Genomic DNA, 24,860 nt, shown 5'->3' on the forward strand with positions numbered 1-24,860 from the left:
TATTCTCCTTTCCCAAAATCTAGAAATACTAATTAGTATCTTACAACTTTATCTTCTTTTAAGTTATTTATTTTTGATTCGTCATAGCCTAAAGTTTTTAATACTTCTATAGTATGTTCCCCTACTTTTGGTGCTGGTGTATAATCTTTTATTCCTTCATTTCTAAACATAACTGGAGTATTAACTAAGACACCTGTATTTCCACTATCATATGTCTTCTTAAATAAGAAGTCATTTGCCCAAGCTTGTTCATCATCTAGTAAATCTTCACAGCTTTGGATTTTTTCAAATGGTAAGTCTGCTTCTTCTAATAGAACTGACCACTCATCTAATGTTTTTTCTAACATAGCTTCTCCAACTATCTTAACTAAACCTTCAATGTGATTAACCATTGAATCTATGTTGTTGTATCTGTCATCTTCTAATATATACTCTCTATTTATAACCTTACAGAATTTGCCTAACCACTTGTTGTATTGTATTAAAGCTAATTGAATCCATCTTCCATCTTTACATTTATATGTAGTCATTAATGGGCTGTTTGGATTTTCTCTTGATAAAGGCATTTCATTTCCGTATTGTGCTGTTGTTATCATTGTTCCCATTCCATATATAGCTGTATGGAAAAGACTTACTGTTACTCTTTCACCTATACCAGTTTGACCTTTTTTATGTAATGCTGCTAAACTACCTGCTGCTAATGCTAGACCTGCATAGTGGTCACCAAATCCTGCTGCTGTATTTGCTGGAGATGTTCCTTTTTCCATTACAGATTGGCTAACTCCTCCTCTTGCAAAGTATGCAGTATAGTCAAATCCTGGTTTATCTTTTAAAGGTCCTTTTTCACCATATCCTAATATTTGAGCAAATATTAATCCTGGATACTTATCTTTTATTTGATCATAAGCTATACCCATTTTTTCTAATGCTTGAACTCTAACATTAGTTACAAATATGTCTGCTTCTGATATTAATTTATGTAATATTTCTATTCCTTCTTTTGATTTTATATTAATACTTACACCCTTCTTATTTCCATTTTCTAATTCAAACATAGGGTTTTCATCATCTGATGCTGGAGATTTAAATGTTCCACCCATAACTCTTATTCCATCACCTTCTATAGGCTCAACTTTAATAACATCTGCACCCCAGTCACCTAACATTTTTGCACAACATGGTGCTGCGATGAAACTTGAAAGTTCTACTACCTTAACTCCTTCTAAAAGCATAACGTTTTCCTCCTTAATAGTATCAATTATAAAAATTCAATTAAATCACACATAAAGTACTTTTTTCTGATATTAACTATTTGGTGTCAAAGTTCCTAATCTTATTAAGATAACTTATAAAATTATTAAAAGTTATAAATGATTATTTTTTATATTTTTTATTGTCTTACACCTATATTGTTAAGCATTTATCGTGCCAACTTTATATTTAATCAAAATATCGCTTGATTTGAATGTTTTTTAACAATATACAATTGCATTATTAATTCCATTTCATGGCATTATGCAACTCTCCATTGCATCTTGCTATTTTTTCCATGCATTTAAAAGTTTTTTTTATATATTTTTTTATGAAAAAGCTTGACATTTCAAAAAAAGTTTTCATTGCTAAACTCAAAAACACATGTTATCATTGTAATTAATCAGCAAGTTAGTTAACTAATTTCAGACTTAGATAATTTTTTAATAATATTTAATCTAAAAAATAACAATTTCTTTGATAAATTTTTAAAGCAATTATTCTATTAAATAAAAAATGACTAGATATAAAAATGACACAGGGAAAACAATTTCAAAACTAAATTTTTAACCTTAAAAATTTTGTACAAAAATATAACCTTATATGCTACATATTATTTCTAAATGAAAGATTACCATATAATTTAATAATTACAGGAGGGTATTGATATGAAAATACTAGTATTTGGAGCACGCGATTATGAAGAACCAGTAATAAAACAATGGTCTGAAGAGCATAAGGATGTTCAAGTGGATATTTATCCTGAAAACATGACTGAAGAAAATATCACTAAAGCTAAAGGATATGATGGTATATCTATACAACAAACTAACTATATAGATAATCCTTATATCTATGAAACTTTAAAAGATGCTGGAGTTAAAGTTATAGCTTCAAGAACTGCAGGGGTTGACATGATAGATTTTGATTTAGTTAATAAAAATGAACTTATTGTTACAAATGTTCCTTCTTATTCACCTAATGCAATAGCTGAATTAGCTGTTACTCAAGCTATGAACCTTTTAAGAAAGACTCCTTTAGTAAAGAAAAAAGTCTGTGAAGGTGACTATCGTTGGATAGCTGAACTTCTTGGAACAGAAGTTAGATCTATTACAGTTGGTGTTATAGGTACAGGAAAAATAGGTGCTACTTCTGCAAAATTATTCAAAGGCTTAGGAGCTAATGTAATTGCATTTGACCAATATCCAAATAAAGATTTAAATGATATATTAACTTATAAAGATTCTTTAGAAGACCTTCTTAAAGAAGCTGACCTTATAACATTACATACTCCTTTACTTGAAGGAACAAAACATATGATAAATAAAGATACTTTAGCTATAATGAAGGATGGAGCTTACATAGTAAACACTGGTCGTGGTGGTTTGATTAAGACAGGGGACTTAATAGAAGCACTAGAAGCTGGAAAAATAAGAGCTGCTGCCCTTGATACATTTGAAACTGAAGGATTATTCTTAAATAAAAAAATGAACCCAGGTGAATTAACTGACCCAGAAATAAACAAACTTCTTTCTATGGAACAAGTTATATTTACTCATCACCTTGGATTCTTCACTAGTACAGCGATAGAAAATATAGTTTATTCTAGTTTAAGTAGTGCTGTAGATGTTATAAGCACAGGAACTGCTGCTAACAGAGTAAATTAGTATTTTATAAATATATTTTTTCATTAATTAGCTATTATCTAACAAAATAGCCTTTAATTTCCCAAATATAAGAGAGTCTATTCAATATACATTGAGTATGACTCTCTTATATTGCTTTTCTTCTTTTATATTATTTGCATACACCTACTATTTATTATATTTTATATCGAATTTACAACCATCTTTATAATCATCCTATTAAATTACCCTAATTACAATCTACTTTTCCATCAAAAGACTTTGAATGGGTACAATTCACTTTTTACCAGAAAAATACCAAACAAACTATGAAAATTGTATGATTAATATTAATATATTTATAAGAAAACATTACAAGAATGCTAGTTTGGGATTTTTGAGGAGGGATTATATTGGAAAAAATGAACAAAGCTACTTCTAAAAAGACGACCTGTATCGTCACTTCAGCGTTATTTGCATCTATAATATGTTTGACAATAGCTTATATATTACATATTCCAGTTGGTGGAAACAACGGATATGTTCATATAGGAGATGCCTTTATTTATCTAGCTGCAACTATTTTACCAACAAACTATGCTATAGCGGCCTCTGCAATAGGTGCTGGTCTAGCTGATTTATCTATAGGAGCTGCAATATGGGTAATACCAACTATAATTATAAAGCCAATACTTGTATTATTTTTCACTTCTAAAAGTGACAAGATAATAAACAAAAGAAATATAATTGCTTCATTTGTAGCAGGCATAGTAGGTCTAGTTTTATATATGTTTGCTGAGGGAATAATTATTGGAAGCTTTACGAGTGCTTTCGTAATGAGTTTACTTGGTTTGTTACAACCAATAGGAAGCTTTATTGTGTTTGTACTTCTAGGGATGGCACTTGATAAACTTGATTTTAAAAGACGTTATTTTAACTAAAGACTTAAATTTATGGAGGGAAAATTATGAATATCTTATATACAATTGAAAACAGTATCTATGTAAATATAACTAATACATGTCCATGTAAATGTGTGTTTTGCATAAGAAATGAAAAAGACGAAGTAGCAAATAGTGGTAGCTTATGGTTAGAACACGAACCAAGTATTGATGAAGTAAAAGAAGCCTTTGACAAATATAATTTAGATGAATATGATGAAATTGTATTTTGTGGATATGGTGAACCACTAATGAGAATAAATGAATTAATAGAAGTTGCTAAATTTATAAAGGAAAAAAGTAATATCAAAACAAGAATAAATACAAACGGTCTAAGCGATTTAATACACAATAAAAAAACTGCTATCATGTTAAAAGATGTAATAGATGCAGTATCAATAAGTCTTAATGCTCCAAATAAAGAAGCTTATAATAGAGTTACTCAACCAAAATTTGGAGAAAAATCATTTAACTATATGTTAGATTTCGCAAAGGATTGTAAAAAATATATAAAAGAAGTTGCTTTTTCAGTAGTAGATGAAATATCTCCAGAAGAAATAGAAGAATCTAAACAATTAGCAAAAGAACTTGATATACCATTAAGAGTTAGACATAAGAATTAACAATTATAAATTAGTATTTAAAATTTTAATACAAGATTGACAACATAAAAATAGTGACTATAGGGTTTTTAAAATAAAAGGGAGGCTGTAAGTAGATTTGTGTAAAAACAAATTTACCTATAGCCTTTTATACACTTTCATTATCTCTCTGATTTATCAATTAAAGCAATAATAACCATCCACCAATTAATATCAGAATTGAACCTGGTATTTTCTCCTTAATATTTTCTTTAAATATAAAGTGAGCAAGTATTAAAGTTATTATCATAGATACTTGAGAAAATGGTTCTGCTATACTGAGTTCTAAATTATTTAAAGCAATTAATAATGCTAGATAAGAATACCCATTAATAGCACCACTTAAAATCGAAAGTCCTTTCTTATTACTAAAAATTTCATAGATTACTTTTTGTTTCTTTTTAAATGCTAAAAAAACAAATAGATTTAATCCGACAAAAAAGTAAAGTATCGTTGAATACAGTATAGGAGATACTTGAACATAAAATGCCTTATCTAATACCCTTCCTACGGATTGAAAAAATATGTACAAAAACATCAATCTACATGGTAGATTATTTAAAATGGCAGATGCATTTTTTAATAAAGAGCTTACATTTTTTAATATAAATACTCCACCAATCATAATTATAATTCCTGCAACTTTTGCTAAACTAAAACTCTCACCTAAAAATACAACTGATAAAAGCAATAGAAATAGTGAGTTTAAACTGTTTATTGGAGTTACAAGTGAAACTTCACCAGTTGCTAGAGATGTTACATATGCTACTGACCCAATTGAATAAACTAAGCTACTTATATAGCATGGTAGTAAAAAAGACCAATCTCCAACTTTACTCGTTATACTAAATGGTAGTAAACATACTCCACCTATAAAGAAAAATAAAAATGATGAAGCTATATTTTTATAAATATCACCTTCTTCATCACCTAATAATCTTACAACTACTCTTTCAAAGGCTAATAGCACTACTCTAATTAATAGTGCAAAATAAGATATTATCATTTTTGACCTCACTTAAAAATTAATCTGACTTACTGAATATACTTACTAAATCTCATTATTATAAATCAAATCTACCATATGGGCAAATCTTTTGGGGTTTTCAATGTCTTATGTTTAAATACAGGCACCTTAAGCTTTTCTCCTAATTTACGACATTGTTCTTTATAAGCCCCCTTTAACTTATCATGAAAAACTATACCATCAATTCCACCATCAATACTGTCTACACACTTTTCTAATTTTTCAAATCCATCTTCATTATCATACATTCCACTTACAATCCATTGATTTGGTAATACATGTCCAATTGATATATTGTATTCTCTATTTTTTATAATATCTGCAAAAGAATTTTCAAAGTGAACTCCTCCTACACACAGTAAAGTTTTTATAGACTCATCATTATCAAATACTCTAATTAGAGATTTCGATAATACTTGTATTGCCGTCTTATTATTAAAACTATTACTATTACTTCCTATCTCAATATCTAACATAGGTACAGAATATTCTGTAATTAATTTAGATACTTCCCCATATGTAGTTCCAGACCAGTGAGTTGCTTCTGTTAATGTAGTGAATTCATCAAGAGAGTTTTCATTTTTTATATCTTCAATTGCATTAATTAAGTTTCTAAAATATTTTGGATTTGAATTTCCAAACTCGCCTGTTGGTACATCTCCAATAGTATGAGCTGTTAGAATATTTGCTGGAGCATTCTCTCCTTCATGCCAATTCACAACTCCTGCAAAATCAAAATTTTTGAAATACTTATTTAAAATTGGCAGATAATATTTATAATCATGACTTATTACATTTTCCGTTTTTACAAACTGGAATAAGTTATTATTTTTATCTATAAATTCTAATACAAAATTATCATCAACAATAATATCAGTCTGCTTTAAATCCATTACTTCCTCACAACAGTTAATTACATTCTTAGCCACTGGGTCTTTATCTAAATTATTACAAAAGAAGAAAACTGCTTTTTTGTTATTCATCTATAAATCACACTCCTATTATTCAAATACTAAATACTCTCATACTTAAAATCATCTAAATATCACTATATACTCCATTCAATTATTATACATAATATACTACCATACTTATTTTAGCTACACCTCTACCTGAGTTTCTATATATATGTGATACATCAGCTTTAAATCTTATAGAATTTCCACTAGATACAATATAATCCTCTCCATTTATTTTAATAGTTATTTCACCACTAAAAACTGTAATAAACTCTTGAGTTCCTGGAAGTTCAGCATTTGAATCCAATGTTCCACCCTCTTCTATCTCAATCATAAATATTTCAAATCTTCTTTTAGAATCAAATGGAAATATCGGATAACTTACATATTTTCCATCATCCTCAATAAAATGGTCTACATCCTTTTTATCAACCAATTCTATATCACTTTCTTGTCTTTCCATCAATGATGTAAATGATATTTTTAATCCATTCGTTATTTTCTTGATAGTAGATATAGTTGGATTCACTTCGCATTTTTCAATTTGAGACAACATACTCTTACTTACCCCACTAAGTTGAGAAATTTTATCTAAGCTAAGATGTTTTTCTTTCCTTATCTTTTTTAAATTCTCAGCAATTATTTCATTTAAATTCTGCATAAATTCACCTCTAATATACTTATATAATCCTAAGTATATTTAATTATTTTATCTAAAGACAGTAACTTACTTTAAAATATTTTATTCGATATACTGTACATTATGTTTAATATATAATATTCTTTTAGAAATGTAAATACTATTTTGAAATTTCCTTTAAAAATGAGCAAATAAAAAAGCCAGTAGCCCATATTTTTTAAGCTACTAGCTTTTATTATCATAAAATTATATTTTTATATTTTAACTATAAAACTTAGATGCTCCTATCAGTTGTCTTTTGGAAACAATCTTAGCTAGATTAGCTAATGAAGATATTTTTATATCCTTAAAAGAAACTAAAAATACAAACTTAAAATCAGTGAATTCTTGATTTATATTATATATATCAAAATAGCATCTCAAATTATCAAATAGGTAATTTTCTTGCAAATCTGCCTCTATTTCATCAGTAGCATCTTTTAAATATGCTCTTACATCCTCAAATAAGACATTGAAATAAGACTCATCTATTTCCTCACCTAATTCTTCTAATATTTCTTCTATATCTAAATCATCCATATCAAAAGAATTTCCTGTTAATTGACAATCAAACACCAATATATTCTCCTGATTTATAGTATTTGATATATCTTGTACATATTCAAAATCTGGACGTAATTCTAAAATATCTTTTATCTCACTACTCTTTACATGAATTTTTCCTTTTCTGTTTTCTAGTTTTAAATCTATCATATGCTCCCCCTTTCAATTTATAAGTCTTTTAATTACTTTGTTCTATAATCTTTTTAATATCTATCCAGTTATTAACTCTAATTATGTTTTGATGTTCAATATTTTTATTATAGTTAGTATCTAAAAGTATTACTTTAACACCTGCATCAGCTAATTGGACTGAGTTTAAAGGGTTATCTTCTATAAATATATCACAACTCAGTTCTCTTGCCTTTTCAACTTTATAATCACTTCCTAATAAGTAAACATCTATATCTAAAATTCCTTGTCTAATTAACCAGTTTTTAGTTACATCAGTTAAACATTCATGTCTAGCAGTTACAAAATATAAATTATGCCCCTTAGATAATTCATCTATTACTTCAATAGCTCCTTCTACAATTTCTGCTTCATCATATGAATGTACATACTTATCATTAAATTCTGTATATACATCGCTTATTCCTGAACCATATAATTCTTCCCAATTGTGAGTTATACACTCTGACTCTGTAATGTTTTTATTGAAGATATCATTTAGGTATGGAAGAAAATGATAAGGACTAGTTATTGTTCCATCTATATCAATACATATATTTAATTTGTTCATTTTTACCTCCATGTAACATTTATTGATTTTATTAATCAAATATTATAGCACAGCTTTAATTATAAATCAAAATCACATATATGACTATACCTATATAATACCAAAAAGCTTGCATATTTAAGCAAGCTTTTTATAAATTTTACATTTTCAACTAATATATAAGTTTTTCTAAAGTTGGTTCTACTCCAAATTGTGTTTTTAGTTCTCTATATTCATTTAATGCTTTTTCATTATTTATTTTAGTTTTTATTGCTCTTATCATTAAATTTTTTGGTGTATCTAATGGGGATATGTATTCTACCACAGAAGTATCGTATCCATTTCCTTCTAACAATAAAGTTCTTAAACCATCAGTTATTAAGTCTGCAAATCTAGCTTTAAATACTCCATGTTTTAATATTGGTTCCATAGCTTCATATTTATATTGTCCTAATAACTCCTTATGACAGCATGGTACTACTACTATAGCTTCTGACTTTGCTCTAATCCCTAGTCCTATAGCCATATCTGTTGCTGTATCACAAGCATGTAAGCTTATTACAAGGTCAACATCTCTATTAGGTGTATAATTAGTTAAATCCTCTTTTATAAATAACATATTTTTATAGCCTAAATTTTTAGCCATCTTCTTTGAAGCTTCTATAACTACATCTGAATAATCTATTCCTATAAAATAACAGTTTTTCTTTAATACTTCTTTTATATAGAAGTTTAGTACAAAACTTAGATATGATTTACCACAAGCACAATCTAATATTGTTATACAGTCTTTGTCTTTTATTTCTTTTAAAATATTGTCTATAAGCTCCACAAAGTGGTCTATTTGATTATACTTTCTTATTTTATCGTTTTTTATTTTACCATCTTTTGTAAGTACTCCAATTTCTTTTAAAAGTGCATTTGCTTGTCCTACTTTTACATAGTACTCTCTGTTTTTTATTTGAGATGCTGTAAATTCATCTATTTTTGGTACTTCTTCTTTATTATCTAGATACTTTACATTTACTTTTTTATTGTCTCCTTCTATTACGACAATAGTACCTCTTTCAATATATCTAAATACTAGTGCATCATAATTTTCAGCTTCTTTAGATATAATTTTTAACAATTTACTAAATGTATATAACTCTGATTTGCCTTTAAAATTAAATTTGTACTTACCTTCTTCTTCTGTTGCAATTCCTTTAAATTCTTTTCTTCCTGATTTAAAAACTACTTCTAATTCAATAAAAAAATCTTCATTTTCAAGGTTTCTCTGAGTAATCCCCATAAAAAACATATTTAGTTTTCCTATACTCTGCTTATTCATCCTAATCTCCCTTTTAACTTATCTCTTTAACTCTTATTAATCAATAGTATTTGACCCATCTATTTCTTCATTTAAATCATTCAATCTATTTTTAAAACTTTCTATCTGCTTATCTGATAAATCAAGATACTCAGTTATCTTGCCTATATATTTAGGACTTTTAGTATTTATTAATTTTAAGGCACTATCCATGGACTTTTGTCTAAGTTCATACGCCTTTTTTACATCATCTCTAGCACTGCTTAATACCTTTGTATATTCATCCTTAGAAAGTTCTGGGATTTGCATATTCTCATATTCTTCTATAACTTCTTTACATTTATTTCTAGCATTTGTAACATCTTTTTTTATACTAGATAATTTAGTTATGTTTTTTGCAATATCCTTAGTATAAGGTATACATTCTCTCATTGGTACTAAAGCTACTCTTTCTATATTATAAATTTCTTTCTTGAAAATTCCTATACTTTCTAGGTCTATTTTTTTAATATCTTCACTATCATTTTCTTTACTTGTATAATTATCATTGTTTTCTTCAGTATTTCCTTGTTTTTCTGATTCACTATTTGTTGAAGTATTTCTTTCTAAATCATTATTCTTTGTTACATCTTGTTTATTTTCTTCTTTATTATTTTCTGTACTTTGTGTATTTTTATCTTGTTTTAAATCACTATCTTCTTTTTCATTAAAATTTGATACATATTTTTCATCATACGTCTCATCAGAAATATAATTATGATAATACATAGATTCTTTTATCTTATTAAGTCCACTCATATATATGTTGCTTATCATTATTGTTGTAGCTAACACTACATAAATACTACTGTAGATACAAGACCTCTTAAAATTCTTGTAATTTCTGAATATCACTATCAAAGGAATAAGATATAAAAATATAAAAACTAATATCCACCTCATAAATCGTGTCTCCTTTCTCAAAACCGAAATCCCTCAAATATTTATTTTTAATCGTGTATCTTATAGTATTTACCAATTTATGTTTTTTAATCGTGAACTTTTATTAAATTAAATTCTGTATAATCACAAGATGCTAATATATATTCAACTCCATTTCGAATCCCTTTTAGACCCATTTTAAAAGACTCTTTACCATGCAAGTGACCATAAATCACCTTTTCAACATTATATTCTTCATATAATTTTGTAAACAAAGACTCCTCTAATCTATCATTTGTAGGAGGATAATGAGTGATTACTATTATTTTAGAATAACCTTTTTTATGTGCAGACTCTAATGACAGCCTTAATCTATTTTCTTCTCTTTTATAAACTTTTTCATCCGTCTCATCAAATTTAACATCATTAGGACATATCCAACCTCTGCCTCCACAAATTGCATAATCTCTATATTCATAGAAATTTGTTTGAATAAAACGCATATTTTCATATAGCTTATTCAAACTTGTAACTGTTGTCCACCAATAGTCGTGATTTCCCTTTATAAGTATTTTTTTACCTGGAAGTTCATTTATTATGTCTAAGTCTTTTTTAGCTTCTGATAAATTAATTCCCCAAGACGTATCTCCTAATACTAATACTACATCTTCCTCTGTAACAACCTCTTTCCAATTATCTATAATCTTTTTTTCATGACCATCCCAATTACTGCCAAAGATATTCATTGGCTTATTTACCGATGTTGAAAAATGTAAATCACCTATTGCATATAAACTCATAACATCATTCCTTCCTTGATTAAACTAAATAGGCTGTCTCTTCTTAGAAATTATTTTCCATTAAGAGGCAGCCCCATTAATATTTAGTAAATTTTCTATAAGTAGCTTTATTGAACCACTCTATCATCTACCTTAGTATCCTTATATTGCTCTAATAACATATCTATTTCTTGTTTTAATTCTAAAATTTCGGTTATGTTTTTGTCTGTTTCAGTTCTATCCAACTTTCTTTGATACTGCATAGCTTTATGTGTATCACCTAAGTCATATAACTCTTGTATTCTATTTAGAGTGTCTCTAATTGCTATAGACTTCATTTGATACATAGCCTGAGCTTTCATTATATCCTCTCTTATTTCACTCATTTCTTGGTCTAAGAGAAACGCAGCATCAGAAGCTCTTCTAAGTCTTTCTGCTAGAGTCTCAGGTATGTAATGGTCATATTTATATTTTAATGAATGTTCTATTGTAGCCCAGAAATTCATTGCAAGAGTTCTTATTTGTATTTCACATATAATTTCTTTTGAGCCCGCAATTGAGTTTATAGGATATTTTATTATAACATGATAGCTTCTATAACCACTATCTTTGTAGTTTGTAATATAATCTTTTTCTCCTATTATAGTCATATCGTTTCTTACTTTTATCAAATCAACTATAGAATATATATCTTCAACAAACTGGCACATTATTCTTATACCAGCGATATCATCAATTTCAGTTTCTAAATCTTTTGCATTTAGCCTTTTTAACTTAGATATTATGGAAGATATTTTTTTTGTCCTTCCTGTGACAAATTCTATGGGAGAATATTCGCCTTTTGCTAAATATTCTTTTCTTATATTTTTAAATTTTATTTTCAATTCTTCTACTGCATGTTCATAAGGCGCTAGTATTTCATTCCATTTTTCGTATTCCATATTGCTCACCCTTTATTTGTTTTTTATGACCTTCTTTATTTTATCATAATTTATTTTGTTTTTGTATAGTAAAGCAATTCTCCATCCTCTAAGATATACCCTATTTCGTCTAAATCAATTAGGTAACTTATAACAGATACCAATGAAGATTTAAAAAAATGATACTCTTTATAATTATTGCTTAAATTATTGTTATTTATAATATTTTTTAGTAAAATTTCTAAAGATTTTGGTTTTTCAAGTAACTGTCTTATTTGGTATAAATATTTATCTAAAGCATTCAAATGCTTTTCTATTAATTTATAAGCATCTTCTTTTGATATCACTTGTTTTCCATGACCCAAAACTAAATACTCAAAATCTATACCTTTTAACTTTTCTAATGAGTTCATTTGTTCTTGTATATCATATAAAAATAAGAAATCATATTTTGATAGAATTTCATCTCCTATCAAAAGGTCTCCCACAAAAATCACCTTATCTTTAGTTAAAACAGCTATACTTCCAGGTGTATGTCCCTGAAATTCAATTATATCAAACATTTCATTATTTAATTCCAGCCTACCTCCATCTATAGTTTTATCTATTTCTATATCATCTAACATTTTACTTTTTAAAATATTATCCATAAATATATTGCTTTTCCCCCCAACAATATACTTTGAAAATAATTCTGGGTTTTCTATATATAACTTATCGTATTTTGATGACATTACACACACATCTTTATAATGTTCTTTAAATTGATTACATGCCCCATAGTGGTCATCATGGCCATGAGTATTTATAATATATCTAACTTGTATTTTATTTTCATCCAATACTTTGGTTACTCTTCTGGGCCTCGAACCACATAATCCTGGGTCTATCATAAGTGCTGTATTATCCTCAAACACATATATTCCTGTATTTGTACCACCTTTTATAAAGAAAGTATTCCCTTTTACTTTTGTTAGATTCACCATCTTCACCTCATTTTGACAATATTTATACTACAAGTTATTATTTATTTAATATAAGACTCTAGTAGAATAAGCCTTTTTATTCTATTAATAGTTCTTTTTTTTATTTTAGGTTCTTTAGATATCCTTATTTTTACATTATATGCTAAATCTCTGTAAAATAGCGATTCTATAAAATATTCAACTATACCTCTATCCTTAAAATCTATATCTATAATGCCATTAGAATAAAGTTTTGAATCTAGTATCATAAGTTTATCAAAAAAGCTTAATCTCTCAGATTTGCTCAAATAACCTTTGCCTGGAATAAAGCTTTCACAATAATCTATTCTATAATTTACCACTTCATCATTTATTTCAAATCCAAATTGTCTCTTCATCAACTCTTTATAGTCATTATTTTTCTTAGTGACATTATCTAGATTTTTGTTATAGTCTGCTTTTTTCCAATGTCCAAATAATCTGCAATTTAGTGGTCTAACTTCATATATTAAACACCTATTATCATCGTCTTTGAATGGACATGAATTTTTTTTGGAATACTCTTCAAAATAATAGTCTACTATTTTACTTATACATCTTCTTCTTAAATCCGCTCTATCTTCAAGATAACAAAATATATTCAAAAACTCAATTAAATTTATACCTACTGATTCCATACAACAATTACCACAACCAGAACAATTTCCAGTTGGTAAGGATTCATATACATCATTTAGTTCATTAAAGAGCTTATTTTTAGTGGAATAATCTATACAATTTAAAATATCTTTATTTTTTATACTAGTCATTATTATTACTCCTTGTTATAATTATTAAGTTAATACAAACAATTATTATAACATATTTTTTAAATTTAATCGCATGAGGAGGCATTTTATGAATAGATATACAAAAATCATTAATATGATGGGAAGTTACTATACAAAAGACTTTGAAAAAGAAAAAAAGAATGTAGTAAAAGTTAGAGAAGTTAAAGAAGACACGGTTAAAAAATTTTTCTTACAGGGTGACTGTGAAGTTCTAGTAGTATTTGAAGATACTGGCAAAGAAATACTTATTGACGATTTTTCTCCTGAAGAGGATATCAAAAAATACTTAGGAATAAAATTTATAAATAAAAAAAGATAGTTATTAAAACCAATCATCTAAAATATATAATAATAACTACATGTAGTTATTATTATATATTTTCACAATCAAAAGTTATCTTTTATCTCTTTTTTAGACTTTAAGATAGCTTTTTTTCTATTTTTTGTAAAATAATTCCATAACCCACACTAATATTTCACAAAATGATATAATATAACAAATAGATAAATTTTTTAAGTTTCTTAATACTTAATATTTTGCGAGGTGATTTTATGCAAATTTATTTTAGAGTTAAAGCTGTTGGCAAACGTAGACCTATGCTAGAACTTACCCCCTTTGATTTATCTGACAACATCAATTGCCTAAAAGAGGCTATCTCTGAAATTGTATCTAAAAATGTTCTTGAATATAATGAAAAGACCCCAGAAAAATCAATAATAAGCTTTTTAACTAGTGAAGAGATTGAGTCTCAAGCTACCATTGGAAAAGTTGGATTCGGCTCTATCTACAATGAGAACAAACAATCTGTAGAAAAAGCCATAGAAGTTGCACTACAAGCATTTGAAGATGGAATCTATAAAGTTCTTATAAACGAAGATGTTATTGAAGAACTCAATTCTCCTATAAATTTAAAAGATGGTGATATATTCACTTTTATAAGACTCACTCTACTTGCTGGAAGAATGTTTTAAAATAAATAAATTGGAGGTACATAAATGTCAGAACGTACTAGAGTAGAAAAAAATACTAAAATAATTGAAGATTTTAAAAACAATTTTACTAAATCTTCTTCAAAACCATATTACGACTTAGCTAAATCTCTTTGGGATTGTGTAAAAGATGAATCATACTATTATGATGTAAAAGATGAAAATAAATTCTTAGATATGATAAAAAAATACTATAATTGTTATTACTACGAAATTGAAAGTGTAGACACTTTACTTTCTGGTCCTTTAAAAAATGCCTTAGAATTAATGTTTTCTCCTGAACAAGTGGAAGAACTTTGCCAATTAATTAAAAGAAAATTGAATTATCCATATTCAGGAGGATACTATCGTAAAGGATATCGCTCAAATAGACTTAAAGATTATTTTAGAAGTATAATTAGGCTTATTTCACATTATGTTAGTTTGATATATTATGATTTTTCTGTCTTAGATTATCTTACACTTCCAGATAAAGTTCTTCAATATGACTATATAATGAGTGATAAAATCGCACTAGAAATAGATAAAGGAAATAATGATGTAATCAACGCTTTAGAAGAAGTAATTTTTGGAGAAAATCAAACCGCCCTACTTACTAGACAAATGATAATTGGTATTATGAAAAGTCATAGTGAAAAGTGCTATGAAATGCTTTCTAAACTTCTTTTGGCTGCTAAACAACAAGAAGGCCTTAGACAACAAATTGTAGAAAGTCTAGATGAAGGTACAATTCCTGCATCTGTCTATATGTTAAAAACTATCTTAGATAACAATTTAGAAAGATTTAGTTCTGTTATAAGAGCTTTGGATACATGGACAGGACTTGGTTTTTCAGACCAAAAACCTGGAATAATTCGTAAGTGTTTAGAACTTTCATATAAATCATTGACTGATGAAGAGTTTCGTATAGAGTCAATTAATAGTAATGATAACCTTGAAATTTATTTTGCTTTATGGGCAACTGCAACTTACAATATCTACGATTCCTACTCTCTTATTGAAAAATTACTTTCACATGATGAAAAGTACAAAAAGCTTGTGGCACTTTACTTCTTATCAAACACAGAAAGTACATATTTTAAACACTCTGTTGCATCTAAAAATATTAAAGGTGACGATTTAGAGATACTTGCATGGGTAGTTAGAAACTTCTATGTAGAAAGTTCTGTTGGCTACTATTATAATTGGCAAAACAGAAAAGTTGATTTTGACTTATCAGATTCTCCTATTGATAAAAACTTTGAAGCTAGAAAGGAACAATTTGAAAATCTAAAACATACCTTAGAACTTTTAAATTCAAAAACTAAGGAATTTTCTGGCAGTGTATTTCCATGGTCTTGGGTTGAAATTTCTTCTCACAATATACTTAGATGCATGATGACATTAACAGCATATGATATGAATACTCAATTTATGGATGTTCTAATGGACAACTGTCATCTTATGAGTTCAGATTTAAGAGCTTCACTTATAGCTAATTTTATAAATGAGCCAAAAACAGATAAACAACGTAGTTTCTTATTAGAATGTTTGAGCGATAAGAGTGTTTCCAATAGAGAAATTGTATTAACTTTACTTAAAGAACTTGACTTATCAGATGTAGAGTTAGACAGAATAAACAACTTGCTTACTTTAAAAACAAGTTCCATCAGACAAACAGTAATAAAGATTTTACTTGAACAAGATGATTTAAAGCTAGAAAATATTGCTTCTTCTCTAATAAAATCTTCAAATTCGCAAAAATGTCTTGGAGGACTTGAAATTGTAAACTTATTAAAAGACAATACTGATAGACAAGAGCTATATAATAAACTTATTTTATTAGTGGAAAGTGTTGATAAGTCTAAAAAGAATACATCTCAAGTTCAGATATTAATTGATAATTTATTAGGTAAAGCAAAAAATGATTATTGTAAAGAAAATGGATTTGGCATATACAATCCTGAAAATAAGGTTCAAATTCCTGAACAATTTGATTTTAAATGCGATTCCTCTAGTCCATCAAAACTTAATAAGATTATTTCTAATTTAAGCTTATCTTCTAATGAGGATTCTGTTTCTATATCAACTAAAAAAGAAGCTAAGAAGATTCTCGATGTAGATATAAATAAAATATTAAAAGTATATGAAAAATTTGATGAACTTATCATTGAAAATGCAGATTATGAGTATGAAGTTGAGAGATGGTCAGGTAATATGGATAAAATACTTTTAGGTTACTCTACATATAATCTAACTCCTATTAAACGTATAACTGGAAATAATAAGGATACTATTGATAATTATCCATTAGCTGAGCTTTGGAGAGAAACTAGCAAGAAACTTAATTTAGATTATAAAACAATCCTTGAGATTTTATTTTATAGTATACGCCCATGTGCTTATCATGAGATAGAGAAAAGTTGGTTTTCATCTATATATTCAAATGTCCTTGATGAAAAAAAACAAAAGAAATTATATTCAAAATTAGAGAAATTAAAATTTGATGTTCTTACAAGAAGAATACTTTCAGTATTACTAAATGAATTTGACCAGAAAGAAATGTTTGAATACTGTTTGGATACATATTACAAACTAAGAAACCTATTAACTACTGAACAGTGTAAAAAGCAAAGAGTTGAGTTTACTAAAAACTACTATAGACAAAATGAATACTGCCCTGCTTTAGATGCCCCAATTTTGAACTATTGGCTTGGAAAGGCACATTCATTTATTCATGATGATATTTCATTTACTAAGTTCTTCTACACTACATTTGCAAATTATCAACTTCTAGAATATAAATTCCCATTTTATACTAATATAGATATATTTGCTCGTGCATATGAATTGGGATTAATGACTGAGGAACAAATCAATCGAGAAATTGTAACTGGATACAATGCAACAAATATAGTACGAATTTTAACAAATCCTAGATGGAGTGGTGATACATTAGAAAAACATCCATGGCTTGAAAACAATATAAAAACTGTTACAAATAGGATTATAGAAATTGAATCACGTAGAGGTGATATGCCAACAGAAGTTTCTCATCTAGCTGATAATATACAACATTTTGAAGGTATGAATTATTTTGTAAATATCTTAGTTGCTCTTGGTAAAGAAACTTTCCAGAGAGGATATTCATATGGCAGTAATTATTCAAAAAAAGATGTTTTGAGTTCTCTACTTAAAAATTGTTATCCTACTAAAGAAGATAATTCTAAGGAATTAAAAAATTTACTTAAAACTACTGATATTACTGAATTAAGATTAATAGAAGCTGCTATGTATGCTCCTCAATGGGTAAACATAATTGAAAAATATTTAAACTGGAAAGGTTTAAAGAGTACAATTTGGTATTTCCATGCACATATAAATGAAGGATTCTCTGCTCAAAAAGAATCAGAGGTTGCTCTATTCTCTCCTATATCACCACAGAGTTTCATGGATGGAGCATTTGATGTAGATTGGTTTTTGGATTCATATAAAACTATTGGAGAAGAAAGATTCAATATCCTTTACAAATCAGCTAAATACATAACTAGTGGCGGAAACTCTCACAGACGTGCACAGCTTTATGCTGATGCTACACTTGGAAAGCTTGATAAAGACATGCTGATGAAAGAAATTGAAACAAATAGAAATCAAGATAAATTGAGAAGTTTCTCTTTACTTCCTATGAAAAAAGGTGACCTTAAAGAAGCAACTTTCCGTTATGAATTTATTCAAAAGTTTGCTAAAGAAAGCAAACAATTTGGTGCACAACGTCGTGAAAGTGAATCAAAAGCTTGTGCAATAGCAATGGAAAACTTAGCTAGAAGTGCTGGTTTTGAAGATATCAATCGTATGATGTGGGCTCTTGAAACGGAAAAGCTAAATGAAGTTGCTCATCTGTTTAAACCAAAAGATATTGATGGAACTTCACTTTGGATAGATGTTGATGAAAAAGGAAAAACATCTATAAAAGTCCAAAAAGGCGATAAGGCTTTAAAAAGTGTGCCAAAAGCACTTGCAAAACATCCATATGTACTTGAACTTAAATCAGTACAAAAAGATTTAAAAAGTCAGTATTCTCGCGCAAAACAAAGTTTAGAGCAAGCTATGAAAAATGAAACAGTATTTACAGTTAAGGAAATCTCCAATATTTATAAAAACCCAGTTATTTGTCCTTTAGTTAAAAATCTAGTTTGGGTATGTGATGATACTATTGGATATATATATAATGATAAGTCTAAGTTCTTTATTTGTGATACAACTGGTGAATCTTATAGATTAACTGCAAAAAATAAATTAAAACTTGCACATCCAGTTCATCTATTTGAATCTGGTAAGTGGAGTGAATTCCAACATGACTTATTTGATAAGCAAATTGTTCAACCATTTAAGCAAGTGTTCCGTGAATATTATAGAATAAATGCTGACGAATTGTCTGAAAAAACTATATCTCGTAGATATGCTGGTCATCAAATCCAGCCAAAGAAAACGGTAGCACTTCTTAGAAATCAACTTTGGACTGTTGACTATGAGGAAGGTTTACAAAAAGTATTCTACAAAGAAAATATAGTAGCAAAGATGTTTGCACTTGCAGATTGGTTTTCACCAGCAGACATTGAACCTCCAACTATTGAAACAGTAGAATTCTTTAATAGAAAGACTTATAAAAGCTTAGAACTAGCTTCTATACCTCCAATTCTTTTCTCTGAAGTTATGCGTGATATAGACCTTGTTGTAAGTGTTGCTCATGCTGGTGGTGTTGACCCTGAGACAAGCCACTCTACTGTAGAGATGCGTATAGCTATTGCTAAAGAGCTACTATTATTATTAAAGATTAAAAATGTCAATTTTGAAGGCTCTCATGCTCTTATAACAGGTAATTTAGGCGATTATTCTGTACACATGGGTTCTGGTATTGTACATAAAAAAGGAATGGGTGCTTTAAATATACTTCCTGTACATTCTCAAAGTAGAGGTAAGATATTCCTTCCATTTGCTGACGAAGACCCTAAGACTGCTGAGATTATGTCTAAGATATTATTGCTTACTGAAGATAATAAAATTAAAGACCCTAGTATCTTAAGTAATTTATAAATATAAAACTGTCTCTAAAATATATTGGACTTTCTAATTTTTTAAAGAAAGTCCAATATATTTTACACTATAACTTATATAAATTAGTTCATAATTATAAATAATTTATATAAATCTTTCTTATATATCACCTTCATAGTACTTGCTGTATCACACTAAAAGAAATTTTCCTTCTTCCTTTACTAAAATCTTTTAACCCTATAAAATCTATATAGAAAATCTTTTTCTAGAGATTTGTTTAATATGGCACTTTCTTGAAAATTTATAAACCTTATCTCTAATGAAGATTTATTTATAGGTATAACCTTATGTATAAACCTTAAATTTACTATGTATTGTCTATGAGTCATAAAGAAATTAGGAGGTAGGCGTTTTTTTAAGTCATCAAAGTTCTCATAAAACTTTATTATATCTTCATCTTTAGTATATAGATTAATAGCTCTAGAATTTTTCTCAAACATAACTATATCATCAAAATTAATCATATGTACCTGTTTCCTTATTTTATATACAAAAAGAGTGTCTTCTATAAAATTATTCTTAGCAATTTTATGAGAGTTGATATGGTCTATTGCTATATTAATAGAATCAAGTATTTTTTCTTTTTTAAATGGCTTAACTATAAAATCTATAGGATGCACTTTAAAGCTTTCTAGACTATAATCAGCAAAACCTGTTACAAATACTATATGTATATCCTTATCTATAGAAAGAATTTCTTTAGCAGAATCAATCCCATTTTTATATGGCATATCAATGTCAATAATCAATAAGTCTATTTTCTCATTTTTTATAAATTCAATTGCCTCTATACCATCCTTAACTTTTTTAACATAATCTACATATCCAGACTCTTTAACTATATTTGCTATATCATCTCTTACAATTTTATCATCGTCGCAAATCAAAACTTTTATCACAGACTTTTCTCCTCCTAACTAATAATATTTTGGGATTAAGATTACAAATTCAGTAAAAAAATCATCACTATTTACAAGTATACTATAATCATACTTGTCTAATATGTTTTTAACTAGATGTAACCCATAACCCCTATCTTGCCCTTCTTTAGTACTAAAACCATCCCAAAATATACTTTCAACATTATGTATTTTAGGACCATTATTTTTTATAGCTATAATATACTGAAATTCATCTTCATATGCATGTAATCTTATATATTTCTTTTCCTTTTTTATACCAGACAAAGACTCTATTGCATTGTCTATTATATTTAATAGTACTGAACTCATATCATTAGGTTCAATCTCTAAATTATCCATAAAATCTTGAATGTAGACATCAAAAGATATATCCTTTTCAAGACATTCCTCATATTTTAATGAAGCTATAGCATCTAAATAAGATACTTTTCCATACCTTGAATTTTTTGATTTAAAACTATTTGATATATTCATTATATATTCTTTGGCATCTTCATCTAACCCAGTATTTAATAGAGAATACACTACTTGCAAATGTTTCAAATAGTCATGTTTTTGACTTCTTAATTTGACGATTATATTATCCTTATGATTTATTTTACTATCTAGTTTTTGTAGTTTAGATTCTTGTTCATTGTTATTATTTATCAATCTTATAAATTTAAAGCCTATATAACAACTTAAAATAATTAAAATTAAAAAAAGTATAATATTTAATACTCCTTCAAGTAAAGAATTATATCCTAAACTTAATTGTATATGTTGAATACCCCCCATGAATAAAATCCATACAAAACACGATATAAAAAATGTTAATAGTCCTCTTTTTAATATGTCTAATTCTTTGTAAAACCTGTACTTATTCATTATAAGGTTACTAAATATAAACAAAGCTAATATTACTACAGGAAATATAAAATTGTTCTCCATAATTCCCCTCCCCTCTGCAATTTATATGAGAATTATATCATTTTAAAAAAAATATGTAAAAAGTCAAAATTTACATATAGCTTAATTAAACTTGTAAAAATACATATAAATTTATACAATTAACTACTTAAAACTTGAAAATACTTACTTTGCTATATATTTTAAATAAATATATAATTGATTTAGTTAAGAAAGGAAGTGGTAAATATGAAAGATAATCTGAAAATAGTAGTAAGATACATAAAAAGTTATAAAGCTAGATCTTTAGCAATTGCTCTGAGTATAATTCTTGCTACATCACTTATTGTTGGTATTGGTACCCTCTCAAGAAGTGCTCAGCAAGCAGATGTAGATAGAATGAAAAGAGAAACTGGAGCTGACCATGTATACTTTAAAAATGTAAAGAGAAATCAATTAAAATCCATAAAATCTAGCAAAGATATTAAAAATCTGGGTATAACATCTTACTATGCGTCTACAGATGTTAATGAAAAATTACCTATAAACATACTACATGCAAATAAAAATTACTTGACTAGTCATTCTAAACTTATAAAAGGTCGATTTCCAAAAGCTAGCAATGAGGTGGTAGTCGAGAAATGGATTTTAAATAGTATGGGTTTAAAACCAGAGACAAATCAAGACCTTACTTTTAAATTATATCAAAAAGAAAATCCAGAAACTTTTAAAGTTGTTGGAATACTTGAAGATAGATTTATAGAGAAACAAAAGGGGATGTGTGAAATTTTTTTGAATCTCAATGAATCAAAATTGGATAATTTTACAACTTATATTGAATTTAATGAAGACAGTAATATAAATACAAACATAGACAATATAGCAAAAAATGCTATATTGGATAAGGAAAGTGTGAGAAGAAACTCAATGCTTATAGAGTCTACCATGAAAAATGGTACTTTAGATGACTCAAGTAAATATACTGCAATTGCTATGAGCCTATTTTCTGGTATTGTAATATATAGTATCTATGTTATATCAATATACCAAAGAATACAGGAATATGGTGTCTTAAGAGCTATTGGATCCACTAATTTTAGGATTTTTAAACTTATGTTTTATGAACTTTTCATACTTGCTTTGATAGCAATGCCTATAGGTATATGTACAGGTATGGGGGGTGCACAAATATTTAATAGGTCTGCAGGAAATATTCAATTTGAAGGAAATATAAAGGTTACACCTTTTGTTATTCCAGATAAAATAATCCTCTTATCAATTGCATCTACAATACTAATAATACTAATTATAAGTTTCTTTACATACTTAAAAATAAGAAGAATTTCTCCTATTGATGCTATCAGAAAAACTTTTGGAACTAATAAAAATGTAACCAAAGTTAATTCTTTAATATCAAAATTAACTTTAAATATATCAGTAACAAAATCTATATCTGCAAAAAATATCTTTAGAAATAAAAAGGGCTTCATTATAATTATATTATCTATGAGTATAGGAGGTATAATCGTCATAAAAGACAATTATAAATCTTCTTTTTTAGATGTCCAAAACAAAAGCTCTCAAGAACAAACATATATGAATGCAGATTTTATTCTATCAAATACTTTTTCTAATGAAACTGGTAACAATACTTCTTTCAAGGATATAAAGGGTTTTAATGATAATCAGATAGATAAAATAAAAAATATAGATGGAATTGACAAAGTCAAAACTGCTAGTATCTTAAACACGAGAATAGAGGTAGATAAAATAAATAGATTAGATTACTACGAAGCTATAAATTCAACTCCTTATTATAAGGAATATCCTCTATTTACAAAAAATAATACTACTGGAAAATATACACTAAAGCAAAAGCTAAGAGGTTATAATGATGAGATGATAAAGTCATTAGAAAAATACTTAGTAAGTGGAAATATAAACTTGAAAAAAATGAAAAAAGAAAACTTAGCTATAGTATACGTACCAGAAATTTCTAAAACGAAAAAATACCAGAAGACTTTTACCCATGGTAAAGGAACACCAGTTGTAGATATAAAAGTAGGCGATACTATAAAAGTCAAATATCCAAATGGTAGAATAGATATGGACCTTTATGAAAGTCAAAAAGATAATTATGAATACCTAGAATATGAATTTAAAGTTGGAGCTATTGTAAATTATCCTTTTGCAGATAGTAATACGTACTCTGGAGATGATGGTGTAGATGTAATAACGAGTAGCGAATATCTAAAAAAATTAACTGGTGTAGATAAGTACAACTTAGTTTATGCAGACCTTAATGAAAATGCAAACAGTAAAAAAATAAATAAACTTTTAGGTAAAATTGGAAGTGAAGTCTCTGGAACTACAACAATAGATATGATGGTAGAAAAAGAAAACTCTGATAAGATGACATCTAGATCCATGATTTATAATTATGGCATAGTAGCAATAATGTTCATAATTAGTGTGCTTAACATAATAAATAACATAAGTTATAACTTAACTTCAAGAACTAGCGAATTTGGAATGTTAAGGGCTATTGGTATCTCTGAGAGAGAATTTAAAAATATGATACTCTATGAGGGAATATTATATGGAGTACTCTCAAGTATAATTACCATCGTGTCAGGACTTATAATACAATTTAAAATGTATTATCTACAGGACTTTGCATCATATGGATTAGATTTTACAATAGATTACAAAATATATATACTAGTTGTTTTAGCAAATATAATTGTAGGTATTCTAGCTACATGTATTCCATCAAGGAAGATAAATAAAATTAGTATAGTTGAAGCTATAAACATCACAGAATAGGAGGGGTAAT

At 27.5% G+C, this 24,860-nt stretch carries 21 protein-coding genes; 7 read left to right on the forward strand and 14 right to left on the reverse strand.

What is annotated here, in order from left to right; all coding sequences use genetic code 11:
• Positions 1-32: 32 nt before the first annotated feature.
• Positions 33-1,232, reverse strand: a complete 1,200-nt coding sequence (gene hadA, locus KGF36_RS14955; protein ID WP_227829321.1) for an isocaprenoyl-CoA:2-hydroxyisocaproate CoA-transferase HadA — start codon at positions 1,230-1,232, stop codon at positions 33-35.
• A 687-nt stretch (positions 1,233-1,919) separates the two neighbouring features.
• Between hadA and KGF36_RS14960 the strand changes: the two genes are divergently transcribed.
• The 3 genes from KGF36_RS14960 (at position 1,920) to KGF36_RS14970 (ending at position 4,440) form a co-directional block, all read left to right on the forward strand.
• Positions 1,920-2,918, forward strand: a complete 999-nt coding sequence (locus tag KGF36_RS14960; RefSeq protein WP_227829320.1) for a D-2-hydroxyacid dehydrogenase — start codon at positions 1,920-1,922, stop codon at positions 2,916-2,918.
• A gap of 371 nt (positions 2,919-3,289) precedes the next feature.
• Complete coding sequence (locus KGF36_RS14965) at positions 3,290-3,817, forward strand: TIGR04002 family protein (protein WP_227854817.1); 528 nt, start codon at positions 3,290-3,292, stop codon at positions 3,815-3,817.
• A gap of 26 nt (positions 3,818-3,843) precedes the next feature.
• Positions 3,844-4,440, forward strand: a complete 597-nt coding sequence (locus KGF36_RS14970) for a TIGR04100 family radical SAM protein (RefSeq protein ID WP_227842904.1) — start codon at positions 3,844-3,846, stop codon at positions 4,438-4,440.
• 160 nt (positions 4,441-4,600) lie between these two features.
• On the opposite strand, the gene KGF36_RS14975 is transcribed toward KGF36_RS14970, so the two are convergent.
• The 11 genes from KGF36_RS14975 to KGF36_RS15025 form a co-directional block, all read right to left on the reverse strand.
• Positions 4,601-5,464, reverse strand: a complete 864-nt coding sequence (locus KGF36_RS14975) for an EamA family transporter (RefSeq protein ID WP_227829317.1) — start codon at positions 5,462-5,464, stop codon at positions 4,601-4,603.
• A gap of 71 nt (positions 5,465-5,535) precedes the next feature.
• A complete protein-coding gene (locus KGF36_RS14980) occupies positions 5,536-6,468 on the reverse strand; it encodes a D-aminoacyl-tRNA deacylase (protein WP_227829316.1) in 933 nt (310 codons plus the stop codon).
• A gap of 85 nt (positions 6,469-6,553) precedes the next feature.
• Positions 6,554-7,105: a helix-turn-helix domain-containing protein gene (locus KGF36_RS14985; RefSeq protein WP_227829315.1), complete on the reverse strand. Its 552-nt coding sequence runs from the start codon at positions 7,103-7,105 to the stop codon at positions 6,554-6,556.
• A 240-nt stretch (positions 7,106-7,345) separates the two neighbouring features.
• Positions 7,346-7,837, reverse strand: coding sequence for a hypothetical protein (locus tag KGF36_RS14990; RefSeq protein ID WP_054272357.1), 492 nt, complete (start codon positions 7,835-7,837; stop codon positions 7,346-7,348).
• Between the two features lie 28 nt (positions 7,838-7,865).
• On the reverse strand, positions 7,866-8,426 hold the full coding sequence (locus KGF36_RS14995) for a 5' nucleotidase, NT5C type (protein WP_227829314.1): 561 nt from the start codon (positions 8,424-8,426) through the stop codon (positions 7,866-7,868).
• A gap of 151 nt (positions 8,427-8,577) precedes the next feature.
• Entirely contained in the window at positions 8,578-9,735 is a 1,158-nt protein-coding gene (locus KGF36_RS15000; protein WP_227842902.1) for a class I SAM-dependent methyltransferase, read from the reverse strand.
• Between the two features lie 36 nt (positions 9,736-9,771).
• Positions 9,772-10,656: a hypothetical protein gene (locus tag KGF36_RS15005; RefSeq protein ID WP_227829312.1), complete on the reverse strand. Its 885-nt coding sequence runs from the start codon at positions 10,654-10,656 to the stop codon at positions 9,772-9,774.
• Between the two features lie 86 nt (positions 10,657-10,742).
• Entirely contained in the window at positions 10,743-11,435 is a 693-nt protein-coding gene (locus KGF36_RS15010) for a metallophosphoesterase (RefSeq protein ID WP_227829311.1), read from the reverse strand.
• Between the two features lie 107 nt (positions 11,436-11,542).
• Positions 11,543-12,355, reverse strand: coding sequence for a GTP pyrophosphokinase family protein (locus tag KGF36_RS15015; RefSeq protein ID WP_227829310.1), 813 nt, complete (start codon positions 12,353-12,355; stop codon positions 11,543-11,545).
• A 50-nt stretch (positions 12,356-12,405) separates the two neighbouring features.
• A complete protein-coding gene (locus KGF36_RS15020; RefSeq protein WP_413841143.1) occupies positions 12,406-13,317 on the reverse strand; it encodes an MBL fold metallo-hydrolase in 912 nt (303 codons plus the stop codon).
• Positions 13,318-13,361: 44 nt separating this feature from the next.
• On the reverse strand, positions 13,362-14,108 hold the full coding sequence (locus KGF36_RS15025) for a YkgJ family cysteine cluster protein (protein WP_227829308.1): 747 nt from the start codon (positions 14,106-14,108) through the stop codon (positions 13,362-13,364).
• Between the two features lie 88 nt (positions 14,109-14,196).
• Between KGF36_RS15025 and KGF36_RS15030 the strand changes: the two genes are divergently transcribed.
• The 3 genes from KGF36_RS15030 (at position 14,197) to KGF36_RS15040 (ending at position 20,192) form a co-directional block, all read left to right on the forward strand.
• A complete protein-coding gene (locus KGF36_RS15030) occupies positions 14,197-14,448 on the forward strand; it encodes a hypothetical protein (protein ID WP_227829307.1) in 252 nt (83 codons plus the stop codon).
• A 233-nt stretch (positions 14,449-14,681) separates the two neighbouring features.
• Positions 14,682-15,101 carry a hypothetical protein gene (locus tag KGF36_RS15035; protein ID WP_227829306.1) on the forward strand — a complete coding sequence of 140 codons (420 nt, stop codon included), beginning with the start codon at positions 14,682-14,684 and terminating at the stop codon, positions 15,099-15,101.
• A gap of 24 nt (positions 15,102-15,125) precedes the next feature.
• On the forward strand, positions 15,126-20,192 hold the full coding sequence (locus KGF36_RS15040; protein ID WP_227854818.1) for a DUF4132 domain-containing protein: 5,067 nt from the start codon (positions 15,126-15,128) through the stop codon (positions 20,190-20,192).
• A gap of 182 nt (positions 20,193-20,374) precedes the next feature.
• Here KGF36_RS15040 and KGF36_RS15045 read toward each other — a convergent pair whose 3' ends face one another.
• The gene (locus tag KGF36_RS15045; protein ID WP_227829304.1) at positions 20,375-21,112 is read right to left on the reverse strand and encodes a LytR/AlgR family response regulator transcription factor; all 738 of its coding nucleotides are present in this window, start codon (positions 21,110-21,112) and stop codon (positions 20,375-20,377) included.
• Between the two features lie 18 nt (positions 21,113-21,130).
• Positions 21,131-22,066: a sensor histidine kinase gene (locus KGF36_RS15050; RefSeq protein WP_227829303.1), complete on the reverse strand. Its 936-nt coding sequence runs from the start codon at positions 22,064-22,066 to the stop codon at positions 21,131-21,133.
• Between the two features lie 207 nt (positions 22,067-22,273).
• Between KGF36_RS15050 and KGF36_RS15055 the strand changes: the two genes are divergently transcribed.
• On the forward strand, positions 22,274-24,850 hold the full coding sequence (locus KGF36_RS15055) for an ABC transporter permease (protein WP_227854819.1): 2,577 nt from the start codon (positions 22,274-22,276) through the stop codon (positions 24,848-24,850).
• Positions 24,851-24,860: the final 10 nt, after the last annotated feature.

Source organism: Clostridioides sp. ZZV14-6009, assembly GCF_020658095.1.
GTDB lineage: Bacteria > Bacillota > Clostridia > Peptostreptococcales > Peptostreptococcaceae > Clostridioides.

What these genes read in the sequence shown, in the direction of transcription:
- hadA (WP_227829321.1), bottom strand. Translation starts at nt 1,232, where the DNA reads ATGCTTTTAGAAGGAGTTAAGGTAGTAGAACTTTCAAGTTTCATCGCA.
- KGF36_RS14960 (WP_227829320.1), top strand. Translation starts at nt 1,920, where the DNA reads ATGAAAATACTAGTATTTGGAGCACGCGATTATGAAGAACCAGTAATA.
- KGF36_RS14970 (WP_227842904.1), top strand. Translation starts at nt 3,844, where the DNA reads ATGAATATCTTATATACAATTGAAAACAGTATCTATGTAAATATAACT.
- KGF36_RS14975 (WP_227829317.1), bottom strand. Translation starts at nt 5,464, where the DNA reads ATGATAATATCTTATTTTGCACTATTAATTAGAGTAGTGCTATTAGCC.
- KGF36_RS14980 (WP_227829316.1), bottom strand. Translation starts at nt 6,468, where the DNA reads ATGAATAACAAAAAAGCAGTTTTCTTCTTTTGTAATAATTTAGATAAA.
- KGF36_RS14985 (WP_227829315.1), bottom strand. Translation starts at nt 7,105, where the DNA reads ATGCAGAATTTAAATGAAATAATTGCTGAGAATTTAAAAAAGATAAGG.
- KGF36_RS14990 (WP_054272357.1), bottom strand. Translation starts at nt 7,837, where the DNA reads ATGATAGATTTAAAACTAGAAAACAGAAAAGGAAAAATTCATGTAAAG.
- KGF36_RS14995 (WP_227829314.1), bottom strand. Translation starts at nt 8,426, where the DNA reads ATGAACAAATTAAATATATGTATTGATATAGATGGAACAATAACTAGT.
- KGF36_RS15000 (WP_227842902.1), bottom strand. Translation starts at nt 9,735, where the DNA reads ATGAATAAGCAGAGTATAGGAAAACTAAATATGTTTTTTATGGGGATT.
- KGF36_RS15005 (WP_227829312.1), bottom strand. Translation starts at nt 10,656, where the DNA reads ATGAGGTGGATATTAGTTTTTATATTTTTATATCTTATTCCTTTGATA.
- KGF36_RS15010 (WP_227829311.1), bottom strand. Translation starts at nt 11,435, where the DNA reads ATGAGTTTATATGCAATAGGTGATTTACATTTTTCAACATCGGTAAAT.
- KGF36_RS15015 (WP_227829310.1), bottom strand. Translation starts at nt 12,355, where the DNA reads ATGGAATACGAAAAATGGAATGAAATACTAGCGCCTTATGAACATGCA.
- KGF36_RS15025 (WP_227829308.1), bottom strand. Translation starts at nt 14,108, where the DNA reads ATGACTAGTATAAAAAATAAAGATATTTTAAATTGTATAGATTATTCC.
- KGF36_RS15030 (WP_227829307.1), top strand. Translation starts at nt 14,197, where the DNA reads ATGAATAGATATACAAAAATCATTAATATGATGGGAAGTTACTATACA.
- KGF36_RS15035 (WP_227829306.1), top strand. Translation starts at nt 14,682, where the DNA reads ATGCAAATTTATTTTAGAGTTAAAGCTGTTGGCAAACGTAGACCTATG.
- KGF36_RS15040 (WP_227854818.1), top strand. Translation starts at nt 15,126, where the DNA reads ATGTCAGAACGTACTAGAGTAGAAAAAAATACTAAAATAATTGAAGAT.
- KGF36_RS15050 (WP_227829303.1), bottom strand. Translation starts at nt 22,066, where the DNA reads ATGGAGAACAATTTTATATTTCCTGTAGTAATATTAGCTTTGTTTATA.
- KGF36_RS15055 (WP_227854819.1), top strand. Translation starts at nt 22,274, where the DNA reads ATGAAAGATAATCTGAAAATAGTAGTAAGATACATAAAAAGTTATAAA.